This is a genomic window from Microcoleus sp. N9_B4, from assembly GCF_036701635.1.
In the GTDB taxonomy this organism is placed as follows: domain Bacteria; phylum Cyanobacteriota; class Cyanobacteriia; order Cyanobacteriales; family Microcoleaceae; genus Microcoleus.
This window is the reverse complement of sequence record NZ_JAUBRC010000014.1, coordinates 87,599-102,233: the sequence shown is the minus strand read 5'-3', so window position 1 is coordinate 102,233 and position 14,635 is coordinate 87,599. Positions and strand designations below refer to the sequence as shown.

Below are 14,635 nucleotides of genomic sequence, written 5' to 3'. Positions count from 1 at the left end.
CCGAACTTCCTTCGTATTATGAGAATTTTAATTGTTGAAGATGACCCGATGATGCAACTGGGATTAGAGCAAGTTTTAGCCGATTCCCCAGAAATAGAAATAGTAGGACAAGCAGAAGACGGCTATTTAGGCGTAGCAGCCGCACTGAAACTAAAACCTGATATTATTGTAATGGATATCGGTTTGCCACGGCTCGACGGCATAGCAGCGACGCAGCAAATTAAAGCACAATTGCCAGAAGTTCGAGTAGTAATGTTAACTTCTCACACGGCAGAAACTGAAATTATTGCTGCCCTTTCTAGTGGTGCTGATGCTTATTGTATTAAAGGTGCTTCTGTAGACAGGCTGTTAGCAGCGATTGCAGCCGCAGCAGAGGGCGCTACATATCTTGACCCTCAAATTGCCCGGACTGTTATCGAACACCTCAAACCCCCGACACCTGCCTCTACAACTACTTTTGGTCAGTTGTCGCAGCGGGAATTGGAGGTGTTAAAATTAATGGTGGAAGGTAACAGCAATCCAGAGATAGCAGCGGCGCTTTACTTGAGTCCAAATACTATTAAAACTCACGTTCGCGGTATTATGAATAAGTTGGCAGTGGATGACCGCGTGCAAGCAGCAGTTGTAGCGCTGAGAACTGGATTGGTGTAAAGAAGTCAGTAGTCAGTAGTCAGTAGTCAGTAGTCAGTAGTCATTAGTCAGTAGTCATTAGTCAGTAGTCAGTAGTCAGTAGTCAGTAGTTATTTGTTGTTTGCTACCAAGGCTTTTCTGCCCGATGCCCAATTCCCAATTCCCAATTCCCAATTCCTAATTCCCAATTCCTAATTCCCAAAAAGTTTATGTCTGAATGGATAGAAATCGGTAAAATTGTAGCAGCTCAAGGTTTGGACGGGGAAGTGCGAGTCTATCCCGATTCTGATTTCCCGGAAAGGTTTATCGAACCAGGAAAGCGGTGGATTTTGCGCCCTAACAAAAGTGAACCGGAACCGATCGAGTTTTTGGGCGGTCGCTACATTCCGGGCAAAGGGCTGTATGCTGTAGAGGTAGAGGGTGTGGAAGACCGCGATAGTGCTGAGGCGCTGCGGGGCTGTAAGTTGTTTGTTGAAAAGACCGATCGACCTTACCTCGAATCTGATGAGTTTTACGTCCAAGATTTGATCGGTATGGAAGTTTTTAACCAGTTAACCGGGGAAATCCTAGGCAAGGTAAGTGATATTATTCCTGCAGGTAACGACCTTTTAGAAGTAGAAACGAATCTAACGGCGCCGGAAACTGTCCCCGCAGAATTAGAAAAGCCAAAACAGCCTGAAACTCCCCAAGCCAACGCTGACCCCAGAAATACCCGCAAACCACGGAAAATTCGTGTTAAAGAGCCTAAATCAACAAAAATATTGATTCCTTTTGTGGAAGAGATTGTACCAGTTGTTGACTTAGAACAAGGCAGAATTGAAATTGTGCCTCCTCCTGGTTTATTGGAATAATATCATGTCCGGTCGAGCGACCGGATATTATAGAGCAATTCTAAATAACTCGTAAATTTTTTACCCCACCCCAACCCTCCCCTTGGTAAGGGGAGGGAGTAAGAAATTCACAAATGATGCGAGGATTGCTATATTAGTTATTAACAATTCGCAATCCCCAGTTCCCAATATTAATCCTTTCCTCTATTTGTAGACCGCACTATCAAGTAACTGATGGAAAGCGCGAAAATTGCAGTCGCCAAACCAATCAAGTCGGCTGCGGTTTTCTTTTCCAGGTCAAGAATGATGATTTTTCGAGATACTGCTATCAAAGAAGTTACAATAACTAGCTCTACTTGAATTACGTGCTTTTTCAGATAAGCTGTAATATTTTCCAAGATTTCCAGAGCAATTAAAACATTTAAAAATAACCCAAATATGACAAACAACGTGTCTTTTAACAAATTATCAGTGTGGTTTACCAATTCTTTTGCTAAAAAAATCAGCAAATCGCAAACGCTGAGGAGAATTACCCAAATCATCGCCAGTGATAAAATTTTCGATATTACTACTTCTACACTTTCTGTAAAATGCAGAAAATTTTCATCACTGCTTGACTTGGAAATTTGCCTCAATATTTTTTTCAGCATAAAAGTGATTTAGTCTTCATTCTTAATTAATGATTTTGTCATTGTTCGGTACACTTTGCAAGCGCAAAACTCTGTGATTGCCTGGTTTTACGGCATCACCCGGGTACTTGGGAAAAGGCGGCTCTCTTTGCCTGTTATATCTTATAGTTTTTCGTGTCAGCGAGGAATCGATCGCACGCGATGAACTCCTGCTTAATAAATTTTTGCCATAAAAAAACCTCAAACTATTGTCTAGCAATATTTTGAGGCTTTTAAGGCGCGGTGCGACCACTGAACTAACTATCTATTCTCAACAGAGAATGATTGTTGACTCCCAGCTTGCTCCGACGCGCTATAGAAGATAGCTAAAAATTTAGCTCGGGTGGTTTAGTAGCGACGAGAATTGCCACCGCGATCGTTGTTACCCCAGTTACCGCTGTTAGAAGAACCACGTTCTTCGCGGGGTTTTGCCTTATTGACCTTGAGGTCGCGACCCATCCACTCAGCACCGTCAAGAGCCTCAATGGCTGCGGCTTCTTCGGCTTCGGTAGACATTTCTACAAAAGCGAAACCCCGCATCCGACCTGTTTCCCGGTCAGCAGGCAACTGAACGCGCTTTACTGTTCCGTACTCTCCAAAAGTTTGGTTGAGGTGCTCCTGCGTTACTTCGTAGGATAAATTGCCGACATAGATTGACATTGAACATTCTCCAGAATCAGAGTGTGTAGAGATTTAAATCCGGAGGAACGCCGATCGAACGAACTGTACTGCCGAAAATAAAGCCTTGTAAAACAATTGTAGCACCTATGGGTGCAAACTGCAATTGTCTGACTCAATTAATTAAAAATAAGGCAGAAGGCATTCGTCAGAAGGCATTCTCCCCCGGAAAAACCCCCAATCAAGAAGGAACAACTCAGAATACATAAATTTACATAAATTTAATTTTCCTTGTTTCCGGGCTCTGCCGGGGAAACGCAGTTTTTAGGCTGCGTAATGGCATAACGATGTTAGGTTTTAGATCTGGGATTTGGGATTTAAGATTTATGTGTAGAGTATGTCCGGGTTCAAAATTGCTCGATCGAGAGAGGTTGTTACCCTAAAAACGGATACAAGCCCCGGACTCCTGTCGGGAAGAGTGCAAAATTTTAGAGTCTTGTTCAAAATCCCAGATTCATCTGTGGAGTAAATCTTCAATCGTTCGACTGAGCGTGATTGACTGAGCGCTCGCCGAAAGTCAACCACGTTCCTCCCCATGTCGATCGCCCGCGGCTTCCCGCTCCTTCTTCGGTGATTTGTAACATCCCGTAGTTGGGCGGCAGCTCAAGAAGTGACGGCAAGAGTGGATTTTGCCCAATTAAATTCCCCAACTTCTGCGGTAACTTCTGCGACAACTTCTGCCGCAGTTTCTGCCCCAACCAGCACCAACTGCACCGCGCAAGCTTTTAACTCGGGTTGTTTGGAATCTGGACAGCTTGCAGCATGAGTCATGGCATTGGCTTCAGCACCTTCAGCCCACAGAGAACCCCAGTGCATGGGTACAAATAGCGTACCTGGGGCGATCGCCTTTGTGACTTTTGCCGGAAACTGCCCCTTGCCGCGGCGCGATCGAACTTCCAGCAAATCCCCCTCCTTAATCTGCAATTTGGCAGCATCGCGGGGGTGAATTTCCAAAAACGGATCGGGGTGCAATTGATTAATTTTCTCTGTTCTACCCGTCCGCGTCATCGTGTGCCAGTGTCCGTAAACTCTGCCTGTCGTCAACACAAACGGATAGTTCGGATCGGGAGGTTCTGCCAGTCCCCGCGAGTGATAGGCCGAAAATCTCGCCCGCGCGTCAGGAGTGTGAAAACGCCTGTCAGTATACAGCCGTTTCGCTTCGTTCGCTGGATGCACAGGCTCGTTTTCCCGGCAAGGCCACTGCTGCGGCCCTTCTTGGCGGATGTATTCGTGGCTGAGGCCGGTCATGTCGCAAGGCTGACCCCGCGTCAACTGCGCGTACTCTTTAAAAACCTCCGCACTGTTCTCGAAAGCAAAGTGTTGGGCAAAACCCAACCGGCGGCCGACTTCAGCGAAAATGCTCCAGTCGTCGCGGGCTTCCCCGGAGGGAGTGTCGAAACCGGGACAAAAGGTAACGCGGCGTTCGGAATTCGTCATTACTCCAGTTTTTTCGCTCCACTGCGTTGCCGGCAGCAGGATGTGAGCATAGGCCGAGGTTTCAGTGGGATAGTAAGCTTCTTGATAAATAGTAAAGGGCGATCGCAGCAAAGCGGCTTTAGTGCGTTCCAAATCCGGCATACTAACTACCGGATTAGTAGCTGCAATCCACAGCAACTCAACTTCGCCAGTTTCCAAACCGGTAATCATATCCCAAGCTGTGCGGCCTGGATTCGGGGAAATACTTCCCGGTGCGATTCCCCAAAACTCCTCGACTTGGGTTCTGTGTTCAGCATTTTTCACAAATCGGTAGCCTGGGAGCAAGTGAGACAGTCCTCCGGCTTCCCGCCCTCCCATCGCGTTTGGCTGCCCGGTGAGGGAAAACGGGCCGCATCCCGGTTTGCCGATTTGACCTGTCATCAAGTGCAAATTAATCAGCGATCGCACCTTTGCCGTGCCTTCCGACGACTGATTCATTCCCATCGACCACAGCGACAAAACCCGCTGCGACTGTTCCCAGTAGTTTGCCGCCGTTTCTAACTCGCTGACAGTAATGCCGCAGCGCGAGGCTACAAAATCCGGCGTGTAGCTGCTAATAACCTCAGCAAAAGCTGAAAAATTCGCCGTGCATTCTTCAATAAACTCAGAATCTATTGCTTGCCTGCGTAACAGCAAATATGCAATTCCATTAAGCAAATCTATATCCGTACCTGGTTTAATTGCTAAGTGCAAATCCGCCGCTTCAGCAGTCGGAGTCCGCCTTGGATCTACCACAATCATTTTGACATGGGGATGCTTTTTGTGGTATTTGGCTAATCGATTGAATACGATCGGATGGCATTCCGCTGTATTGCTGCCAATAATAAAAGCGCAATCTGTTAATTCTAAATCGTCGTAACAGCAAGGCGGCCCATCCGAGCCAAAGCTTTGAACGTATCCAGAGACTGCTGAAGACATACACAAGCGAGAATTAGCATCAAAATTATTAGTACCCAGACAACCTTTCATTAGTTTCTGGGCAATATAATAATCTTCTGTTGCGAATTGACCCGAACCGTAAACGCACAAAGCATCGGGGCCGCTGGTGCTGCGAATTGTTTGGATGCGGTTAACAATTGCATCGAGAGCTTCGTCCCAACTAGCGCGGCGGAACGGTTGGTCGAGAGTATCTCGCATCATCGGATACAGTAGCCGATCGCTCCGAATGGACTCTGCTACGGTTGCTCCCTTAATACAAACCATGCCCTGACTTGATGGGTGATTGCGATCGCCCCGTACTTTCCAATTTTGTTTTTTGTCGGGAACAACTTCTAGACCGCAACCTACACCGCAGTATGGGCAAAGAGTTTTTATAGTTTCCATCTGGTGATTTTAGATGCTAATTTTTGAAAGCTAATGGGTAATTGGTAATTCGTCATTATAGTCGGAACTGATGGCTCCTGCAAATAATGTTTTAATCATTACTAACTTACCGCAAAAATGCTTCACAGTAACGGACAATACCCTGACTTAAAATAAACCGCTATCTTACTAAAACTCGCGAAACATCTGGTTTGTAGTCAGTGGATCGCTGCTTTTAAATCCCTCTCAAACAGAGGTACTCCAGCCCTAAATCTTGTCACCCCCCACCTAGGGGAGCGAGGAAGTATTTTTGCATGACTCAAATAGCGCGCAGGTACTACTTTTGACCGGGTTGTTAATACCAATCGGAGATTTAGTGTGGGAGTATTATGTCGCCTACTTCTCTGTTTTAACTTCTAATACGCCGCCGTTGCTGGGGCTAAAAGTTACTTGGAATTCAGCAGTTTTTTCAGCGCCTGGTGCGGCACCTGCAGGAGTTTGCAAAACCGGCAGAGGAGTTTCTTTGACGAAATCTTTAGCTGCTTTATTTGTGGGATCGAACTGTAGGATATCCCCGTTTTGTTTGACTTTGACCCGATAAGTCAAGCTTTCGGTAAATGTCGGAGTTGTTCTCCATTTTTGGTCGATTTGTGCATACAACTGCTTCCCGATCGCATCGAGTTCGGCTTGGTCAGAAATCTCTGATGTGGCAGTGGTGGCTGCATTGGGCGCGGTGGCGGTGTTAGCAGCAGCAATGGGTGCAGGACTTCCTGCTGCAATGGGTGCAGGGCTAGCATTCGGTGCGATCGAACTTGCTGCGATTTGCGGGCTGGGGGGAGAACTCACAATCGCCCCGGCAGTCGGCGCCTGCGGTGCAGTTTCTGCTAGTTTCGCTTGCTTTAGCTGGCTGGAAACAACAGACATATTGACGGCAGCTAAAGTAACCATTGCTACGAACCACGAGGCTGCCAGGATGCCGCGTTTGACCGGCGAAGCTTCTGGGGGTTCGGCAGTGTGAGACACAAAAGGTGCAGGTGCGATCGACCTGTCAGCAAGCGCAGGCTTTTTGCTAGCAGGTAATGGCATCGGTAGTGCGACGGCTTCTGTCTCCGAGTCCGTTTCTTCACCTTCTTCGTGGTGGGCGTAGCGAGAAAACAGGAACTCCAAAGCAAAGTTGCGAAGTTCGTAGTATTTCGGGTCTTCCATAATCCGCGCCCGGTTGCGGGGACGGCTGAACGGAACGTGCATATCTTCGCCGATGGAAGCTGCTGGCCCGTTGGTCATCATCACGATGCGATCGGCTAAAAACAAAGCCTCATCAATATCGTGAGTAATCATAATGACGGTAATTTTTTCCTTCCGCCAAATTTTCAGCAATTCTTCCTGCAACTCTTCTCTGGTAATCGGGTCTAGAGCTCCGAAAGGTTCGTCCAAAATCAACAGTTTGGGACGAGTTGCCAGAGCTCTGGCGATCGCCACCCGCTGTTTCATCCCCCCGGACAATTGGCCCGGTCTTTTGTTACAAGCTTCGGTCAGCCCCACTAATTCCAAGTGTTCCTTGACGATCGTATTGTGTTCGTCTGCGGACTTTTCCGGGTAAACATTTTCAACGCCGAGGTGAATATTTTCAGTAGCAGTCAGCCACGGTAGCAGGGAGTAGTTTTGAAACACCACCATGCGATCGGGGCCTGGTTCAGTAATCTGCGAACCTTCCAGGGCTACTTCTCCGTTTGTCGGCCCGTTGAATCCCGCAATCATATTCAGCAAAGTTGATTTGCCGCAGCCCGAGTGACCGATCAAACAAATAAATTCGCCTTCATTAATAGTCAGGTTTACACCGTCGAGAACGACGTAAGGGCCTTTAGGAGTTTCGTAGACTTTCGATACGTCTTTAATAGTAAGAAAGTCTTGCTTGGGCGTTTGAATTTGGGTTGTTTGGGGAGTTTTGAGAGTTTGCATATTTTCAGGATTGGGATTTTGGGTGTGGGAATTAGACATGAGAATTTAGGATTGAGAATTTGAAATTAGGGAGTTAGGAAGCGGGAAATGTGGAGTCTTGTTTCCTGATTTCTGGCTCCTCATTCCCTCTTCCTATTTGCTGGTTATGCTGGCAGTTTGATGGAACACTGACTGCCTATTTGTTCAATTAAGATTTCTTCAATGCGGACGGCGCGTTTGATTTTGACATTCTGAAGATAGTCGATCGGGTCGTCGAGATTAAACACAGTGCCGTCAAATAGCTCGATCGTCCGGCGATCTCTGGCGATATCCGGCAAGCCCAATTCACGCACGGCTTGACCGAAAACATCGGGCCGCAAAACTCGATCGACCACTTCCACCCAGTTTTTCGGGAACGGGATCAGTCCCCAGCGAGCCATCTGCGCCATCACCCACACCATTTCTAGGCGGTCTGGAAAATTGGTTTTGTCAACAGAGAACTGGTTGAAGTTGTAGAGCATTTCTGGTTCTGCCTCCGTACCGGAGTTGTACGGATCGATGAACCCTGGACGGATGTCTTTCGGATCTGCGCCGATGTATTGTTCTTGGCTAATCAATGCTAGGACTTCTTCGCGGTTGCGCCGGTCATCGCAGTATTCGCAGGCTTCCAAAAGCGCTTTGACGAGGGCGAGGTGGGTTTGAGGATATTTCTGAGCCCAATCTTCGCTAACACCGAGAACTTTTTCGATGTGTCCGGGCAGAATATCGAGGGAACGGGCCATGACAAAACCCGTATCACTGTTTACTGCGTGGGAGTTCCAGGGGTCGCCTGAGCAGTAGCCGTCAATGTTGCCTGCTTTTAAATTCGATACCATCTGCGGGGGCGGAATCACGGTCAAGCCCACATCGAGGTCGGGGTCGATGCCGGCGGCGGCCAGCCAGTAGCGGAACAGCAGATTGTGCATGGAGGCGGAGTGTACCATGCCCAAGGTGTGAACTTTATCGGGACTCTTGGCGATCGCAGCTTTGAAATCCTCTAATGTCCGAATGCCTTGTCTGTAAAGGTCTTTGCTGAAAACAATCGAATTGCCGTTGCGAGAGAGCGTCATGGCGCTACAGACGGGTACAGGGGCTTCACCGTCGAGGCCCAACAGCATCCCGATCGGCATTCCTGCGACCATTTGCGCCGCGTCCAGCCGTCCTTCGGAGACTCCTTTGGCGATCGCTTTCCAGCCCGGTTCGCGGCTGAGAGTAACTTCTTCCAAGCCGTGGGCTTTGAAGAATCCTTTTTCTTTAGCTACTACTAAGGGGGCGCAGTCGGTGAGGGGAATAAAGCCGATGTCCAGGTTGATTTTTTCCAGGCCGTTGCGGGCGATGACAGGCGGTTGTTGTTGGGCCCTGCGCTGTTTGACCCGCTTTTGCTGGTTGAGGAAATAAACCATTTCGTTACGCAGCGCGTAGTAACTCGGATGGTTGACAACTTCCATGCGCTTGCGGGGGCGGGGAATGTTCACTTCGAGGATTTGCCCGATTTGGGCTTCCGGGCCGTTGGTGAGCATCACAATGCGATCGCTCAGTAATAAAGCCTCATCCACGTCGTGAGTTACCATCACGCTGGTGACTTTGCTTTCTTCGCAAATTTTCATCAACTGGTCTTGCAAACCGCCGCGAGTTAAGGCATCGAGGGCCCCGAAGGGTTCGTCTAGCAGCAGCAATTTCGGGCGAATCGCTAGGGCGCGGGCGATCGCAACTCTTTGTTTCATCCCCCCAGAAATTTCGCCCGGGCGTTTGTCGGCGGCGTGTCCGAGTCCGACCAATTTAATGTGGTGTTCGATCACCAACTCGCGATCTTCTTGAGAATTGCCGCTGTAAATTTCATTTACTGCTAGGGCGATATTTTCGCGCACTGTCAGCCAAGGTAGCAGCGAGTAATTTTGAAACACCACCATTCTGTCCGGGCCTGGATCGCGGACTTCGCGTCCTTCTAAAGTAATCCCGCCCTGACTTGCTTTGTCGAGACCGGCGATGATATTTAGCAGCGTAGATTTGCCACAGCCCGAGTGCCCAATTAAGGTGATGAATTCTCCTTTTTTAATTTTCAGTTCGATATTTTTAAGAGCGATGTATTGCTCTCCATTGGGCAAGTTAAATACGCGGTCAACGTGGTCTACTTCAACAAATACTGACATGGCTATTTTAGGTTAGTTTGTAATTTGTATGATGCTAATTATTCTTTTTTTGTTATTTGTTACTGGTTATTTGTTATTTGTTGGCTCAAGCAACCACTCACAAATAACAAATAACGAATAACCAATAACCAAATTCTATTTTTGTTCTTCAGGAACAACTTTGGAAGCGATGAAACCAACGATTCTGTCTAAAATCAAACCGACGATTCCTACATAAAGCACTGCTAGAATCACTGCGCTGAGTCTAGAACTGTTGTAAGCGTCCCAGATGAAGAACCCGATGCCGACGCCGCCGACTAACATTTCCGCAGCTACGATCGCCAGCCAAGACAAACCGATGCCAATTCTCAAGCCAGTGAAGATGTAAGGAACAGAAGAGGGAAGCAGGATTTTCCAGAAGTATTTTTGGTTAGGGAGGCGCAAGACGCGGGCGACGTTTCTGTAGTCTTGGGGGATTTGTTGAACCCCTACTGTGGTGTTAATTAGAATCGGCCAAATTGCTGTAATTAAGATTACGAAGAGTGCCGAAACTTCGTTAGCTTTTACCCCCATGCCTTCAAAGGGATTGAACTGTTGAAATACGGCCAGGGCGATCGGCAGCCAAGCCAGGGGCGGGATAGTTCTGAATACTTGAAACAGCGGATCTAAAGCATCGAACATTAGGGAGTTTGTACCGATCAGGATTCCCAAACTGATGCCGAGAACTGCTGCCAAAGTAAAGCCGATCGCCACCCGCTGCAAGCTAGCCAAAATTTGCCAGAATAAGCCTTTGTCTGTACCGCCGTTGTCGAAGAAAGGATTAATAATCAGATTCCAGCTTTCTTGAACAGCTTTGATTGGCCCCGGCAAGCTGGACTCTGGACTGTTGCAGAGGATTTGCCAGATTATGAGCAGAACTGTAATTGCTACCAGCGGGCGGATGATTTTTCTGCGGTTTTTTTGAACTTGATCCAGAACGAAATTTACTGGATTTTTGCTTTTACTAACAGCGAGGTTTGTTGCCATTTTTGTTTTTGCAGTATTGTGAATAATCGATTATTTGTAGATACTTTGAACCGAGTTCAGTAGGTTTGGTTCGTCGAACGCACCCTGCGTTTCACTCTGTCCAACACCATCACTTTTAGGCGTTTGTCAACTGTTAACAGTCAACAGTCAACAGTCAACAGTCAACAAACTAATTATGCTTTTTTGATTACCAGACTCTTCAGATATTCTTCTGGTTTTTCTGGGTCAAACTTCACGCCGTCAAAGAAGGTTTCGACACCGCGAGAAGTGGTAGTAGGAATTTGGGCGGCGGGGACGCCAAGTGTTGTCGCTGCTGCTTTCCAAATATCTTCCCGGTTAACTTTATCAACGGTTGCTTTGATGTCGGTAGTTGCCGGGATATAACCCCAGCGAATATTTTCAGCTAAGAACCAAGCATCGTGACTCTTGTAGGGATACGAAGCATTATCGGCCCAGAATTTCATCGCGACAGGGCTAGCGGCTTCAATGCGGCCGGTACCGTAGTCAATTTGACCTTTAGAGCGACCGATAATATCTGCTACTGGAACTTTTAACCACTTATCTTGAGAGATAATTTGGCACATCTCATCCTGATTTTCTGCCTTGTCGCACCACTGCTGGGCTTCCAGTACGGCCATTGTAATTGCTTTAGCAGCTTTGGGGTTTTTGTCAACCCAATCTCCTCTTAAAGCTAAAGCTTTTTCTGGGTGGTCTTTCCAAAGTTCTCCGGTTACTAAGGCGGTGTATCCTACCTTTTGAGTAACTAACTGAGCATTCCAAGGTTCGCCTACGCAAAAGGCTTCCATGCTGCCAGATTTCATGTTCGCTACCATTTGGGGCGGCGGTATGGGAATCACGGAAACATCTGTATCTGGATTAATACCGCCGGCTGCTAGCCAGTAGCGCATCCACAAGTCGTGCGTACCGCCGGGAAAAGTTATAGCAACAGGAACGTTTTGGCCAAAAGCTGCTTTCAGCGGTGCGCTGTCTGTACCTACTTTTAAATCTAGGTATTTTTTGCTAAGCGAAATTGCCTGACCGTTAGTATTTAACCGGGCGACAAGGTACATGGGCACTGGCTGATTGCCTTTGGTAATAGTGCCTAATGTCATGTGGTAAGGCATCGGAGATAAGATGTGGGCTCCGTCAATGCCACCTTTTTCGGAACCGAGTTCTAAGTTGTCGCGAGTAACTGGCCAAGATGCTTGTTTGGTAACTTGTACGTCTTTCATGCCGTACTTGGCAAATAACCCTTTTTCTTGGGCGATGATTAAGGGTGCTGCGTCGGTGAGGGCGATGAATCCGAGTTTGGCTGCGGTAACTTCTGGGGCGTCGGCGGGGTTGATGTTGACTGCTGGGGTCGCGCTGGGTGTGGCGCCGCCGGGAGTGGCGTTAGATGTGGTGGGACTGGAACTGCAACCGTGGGCTAGGAGGGTGCCGGCTGCTGTTACTCCGGCGGTGATGATGAATTTTCTTCTAGAAAGGTTGCTCATTTGTCTTGAATTGTTGTTGTACTTGGAGATTGTGGAAATGTGAGATGTGATATCAATTCCGGTTGCACCGAAATGATTGTTGACTGTTGACTGTTGACTGTTGACTGTTGACTGTGAAATGGCACAATCTGGTTTTCCCGATCGCATTTCCCAATGTCAGATTAGGCGTCGATCGACACTTTGCCGATCGCCCGCGCGCTGCAAGTTAAAATGAACCCTGGTTCTAAGTCTGCCGCCGCGTCTGGTTTGCTGTCGTAGACTGTTTGGCCTTCTAGGAGTTTCTGCTGGCAAGTGCCACAGCTTCCCGACCGGCAATTGCTGTCAAGTTCGACTCCGGCCCGTTCGGCAACATCGAGAATGAACTCATCTTCGCTGCAAGCAACTTCTTTGCCCGATCGAGCGAAAATGACAGTAGATGTCTGAGGTTTGGCTGCCGAGACTGCTGTTTCGCCCTCCTCAACCGTCAATTGCAGTTGCCGATTCAGCAAAGCTACATCCCCTGTAATCTCTTTGGGAACTGCCCCAAACTGCTCGACTAACAATTGATGCAGCAGCGGTTTGAGGTCTTCGCAAGGGATGCCTTTTTGGACGCAAGCACCCAAATGAGCGTCTTTGCCAACTGTGCCTCCCATGTAAATGTCTACACCTTCGAGGGTTTTGCCGTTCTTGCGAACTTTTGTTCCCATCAAACCAATGTCTGCTACCTGGGGTTGACCACAGGAATTGGGGCAACCTGTCCAGTGAATTCTGACCGGTTTGGGTACTGAAAGTTCGGCTTCGAGTTCCTCAATCATTGCCACGGATCGGCTTTTGGTTTCGATGAGGGCGAAGTTGCAAAACTTAGCGCCGGTGCAGGAAACCAAGGCTCGCGTTAGCGGTGCGGGGTTGATGGAAAAACGCTGCAACAGCGGTTCTTTGACCAGCGATTCAATCCGCGAGTCGGGAACGTTAGGAATAATCACGTTTTCTTCGACGGTGAGCCTGAGCTCGCCGCTGCCGTAAACCTCGGCGATTCTAGCCAAATCGAACAAATCCGATGCCTGCAGGCGTCCAACGGGAACGTGCAGCCCTACATAATTTAGCCCTGATTGTTTTTGGGCGTAGATGCCGATGTGGTCGCGTTTGTCCCAGGTGATTTCATCTTTGGGCGCGGCGGCGGGCAAAGTGCGGCCTAATTCTTGTTCGACTTCGGCTCGGAATTGTTCGATTCCGAGTTCGTCAATCAGCCACATCAGCCTCGATTTTTGGCGGTTTGCTCTTGGGCCTCGATCGCGAAACACAGTTAAAATTGCTTTGCACAAATCTACAACGTCGCTGGGACTTGCCCATGCGTTGAGAGGAATTGCAGCTTCGCAGCGTTTGGCGGAGAAGAAACCGCCGACTAAAACGTTAAAGCCGATGTTGCCGTCTTTGTAAGCGGGTACGAAGGCGATGTCGTTGATTTCTGCGTGGACTGAGTTGTCGCGACAGCCTGCGATCGCAATATTAAACTTTCTCGGCAAATTTGAAAACGCGGGGTTGCCTTCGCCGTTGTTCGTAATCATGTCTTGGACTTGGTTCGCCAGTTCCCGCGTATCTATCAGTTCGTCGGCGTCCAAGCCCGCGACTGGGGAACCCGTGATGTTACGCACGTTGTCCATGCCCGATTGGATGCTGGTCATGCCCGCTTCTTTGAGGCGGCGGAAGATGTCGGGTACGTCTTCGATGCGAATTCCGCGCAATTGCAGGTTTTGTCTGGTGGTGATGTCGGCGCTGCCGTCGTCGCCGTAGCGTTGGACGATTTCTGCTAGGGTTCTGGTTTGATTGCTAGTAATGATGCCGTTGGGCAAGCGCAGCCGCATCATGAATTTGCCGGGAGTTACTGGTCGAAAGAAGATGCCGAGCCATTTGAGGCGGTGCTCGCGATCTGTTTCGTTCATTGCCTCCCAGCCGATTGCTGCGAAGTGGTCTAGTTCGCCTTTTAATGCTAAGCCATCTTTTTCGGCTTTGAGTTTTTCAAACTTGTTCAGGCTCGCTTGGGCTTTGGGTTCTACTGTTTGGGTCATCGGTTTACCCTCGCTGCTGGCTTGTGTGGGGAGGTATTGACTTGGAGCATAAAGTGTGTGTTTCCTGCTAACCTTAGTGAGTGTATGGATTTAAAACTGTATATTTAGTTACTAGATGGAATTTCTTTTAAGCATGGTTAGTCTTCTGTAAACTTGAGTTTGACTGGGCGCTGGCTCGAACGTCGCCAAACTATTTATGGTTATAGTTGCTACCGATGATTCGGTAATCGCTCTGTTTCGATGCACCTTTGTTATGAGCTAATGTAAAGCCCACGATTGTAAATATTCGTAGCTATTTTTACAAAATATTGAGTTTTATGAATATTTCGCATACTGCCGATGCGTTTTATACATGGGAAATGGGTAAAGAGACCCACAAAA

General features: G+C 48.2%; 10 protein-coding genes and 1 pseudogene. 2 read left to right on the top strand and 9 right to left on the bottom strand.

What is annotated here, in order from left to right; all coding sequences use genetic code 11:
* Positions 1 to 18 precede the first annotated feature (18 nt).
* Both QUA43_RS11950 and rimM read left to right on the top strand, forming a co-directional pair.
* A complete protein-coding gene (locus tag QUA43_RS11950; RefSeq protein ID WP_333127004.1) occupies positions 19 to 651 on the top strand; it encodes a response regulator transcription factor in 633 nt (210 codons plus the stop codon).
* 188 nt (positions 652 to 839) lie between these two features.
* Entirely contained in the window at positions 840 to 1,481 is a 642-nt protein-coding gene (gene rimM, locus QUA43_RS11945; RefSeq protein ID WP_333374066.1) for a ribosome maturation factor RimM, read from the top strand.
* A 170-nt stretch (positions 1,482 to 1,651) separates the two neighbouring features.
* Here the strand turns inward: rimM and QUA43_RS11940 are convergent, their stop codons facing one another.
* The 9 genes and pseudogenes from QUA43_RS11940 to QUA43_RS11900 form a co-directional block, all read right to left on the bottom strand.
* Positions 1,652 to 2,110, bottom strand: a complete 459-nt coding sequence (locus tag QUA43_RS11940; protein WP_333374064.1) for a phosphate-starvation-inducible PsiE family protein — start codon at positions 2,108 to 2,110, stop codon at positions 1,652 to 1,654.
* 366 nt (positions 2,111 to 2,476) lie between these two features.
* Positions 2,477 to 2,788 (bottom strand): RNA recognition motif domain-containing protein, encoded by a 312-nt coding sequence (locus QUA43_RS11935; protein WP_332948676.1) that lies wholly within the window; start codon positions 2,786 to 2,788, stop codon positions 2,477 to 2,479.
* Positions 2,789 to 3,409: 621 nt separating this feature from the next.
* Positions 3,410 to 5,605 (bottom strand): nitrate reductase, encoded by a 2,196-nt coding sequence (locus QUA43_RS11930; RefSeq protein WP_333374062.1) that lies wholly within the window; start codon positions 5,603 to 5,605, stop codon positions 3,410 to 3,412.
* A 375-nt stretch (positions 5,606 to 5,980) separates the two neighbouring features.
* Entirely contained in the window at positions 5,981 to 7,582 is a 1,602-nt protein-coding gene (locus QUA43_RS11925; RefSeq protein WP_333374061.1) for a nitrate ABC transporter ATP-binding protein, read from the bottom strand.
* 104 nt (positions 7,583 to 7,686) lie between these two features.
* A complete protein-coding gene (locus QUA43_RS11920) occupies positions 7,687 to 9,711 on the bottom strand; it encodes a nitrate ABC transporter ATP-binding protein (protein WP_333374059.1) in 2,025 nt (674 codons plus the stop codon).
* A gap of 135 nt (positions 9,712 to 9,846) precedes the next feature.
* Entirely contained in the window at positions 9,847 to 10,716 is an 870-nt protein-coding gene (gene ntrB / locus QUA43_RS11915; RefSeq protein ID WP_333374057.1) for a nitrate ABC transporter permease, read from the bottom strand.
* 173 nt (positions 10,717 to 10,889) lie between these two features.
* Positions 10,890 to 12,209: a CmpA/NrtA family ABC transporter substrate-binding protein gene (locus QUA43_RS11910; RefSeq protein WP_333374126.1), complete on the bottom strand. Its 1,320-nt coding sequence runs from the start codon at positions 12,207 to 12,209 to the stop codon at positions 10,890 to 10,892.
* A 161-nt stretch (positions 12,210 to 12,370) separates the two neighbouring features.
* Positions 12,371 to 12,676: a 2Fe-2S iron-sulfur cluster-binding protein gene (locus tag QUA43_RS11905; protein WP_333308287.1), complete on the bottom strand. Its 306-nt coding sequence runs from the start codon at positions 12,674 to 12,676 to the stop codon at positions 12,371 to 12,373.
* Positions 12,677 to 12,715: 39 nt separating this feature from the next.
* Positions 12,716 to 14,254 (bottom strand): annotated as a pseudogene (locus tag QUA43_RS11900) (ferredoxin--nitrite reductase); the annotation flags it as partial.
* Positions 14,255 to 14,635: the final 381 nt, after the last annotated feature.

What these genes read in the sequence shown, in the direction of transcription:
- QUA43_RS11950 (WP_333127004.1), top strand. Translation starts at nt 19, where the DNA reads ATGAGAATTTTAATTGTTGAAGATGACCCGATGATGCAACTGGGATTA.
- rimM (WP_333374066.1), top strand. Translation starts at nt 840, where the DNA reads ATGTCTGAATGGATAGAAATCGGTAAAATTGTAGCAGCTCAAGGTTTG.
- QUA43_RS11940 (WP_333374064.1), bottom strand. Translation starts at nt 2,110, where the DNA reads ATGCTGAAAAAAATATTGAGGCAAATTTCCAAGTCAAGCAGTGATGAA.
- QUA43_RS11935 (WP_332948676.1), bottom strand. Translation starts at nt 2,788, where the DNA reads ATGTCAATCTATGTCGGCAATTTATCCTACGAAGTAACGCAGGAGCAC.
- QUA43_RS11930 (WP_333374062.1), bottom strand. Translation starts at nt 5,605, where the DNA reads ATGGAAACTATAAAAACTCTTTGCCCATACTGCGGTGTAGGTTGCGGT.
- QUA43_RS11925 (WP_333374061.1), bottom strand. Translation starts at nt 7,582, where the DNA reads ATGTCTAATTCCCACACCCAAAATCCCAATCCTGAAAATATGCAAACT.
- QUA43_RS11920 (WP_333374059.1), bottom strand. Translation starts at nt 9,711, where the DNA reads ATGTCAGTATTTGTTGAAGTAGACCACGTTGACCGCGTATTTAACTTG.
- ntrB (WP_333374057.1), bottom strand. Translation starts at nt 10,716, where the DNA reads ATGGCAACAAACCTCGCTGTTAGTAAAAGCAAAAATCCAGTAAATTTC.
- QUA43_RS11910 (WP_333374126.1), bottom strand. Translation starts at nt 12,209, where the DNA reads ATGAGCAACCTTTCTAGAAGAAAATTCATCATCACCGCCGGAGTAACA.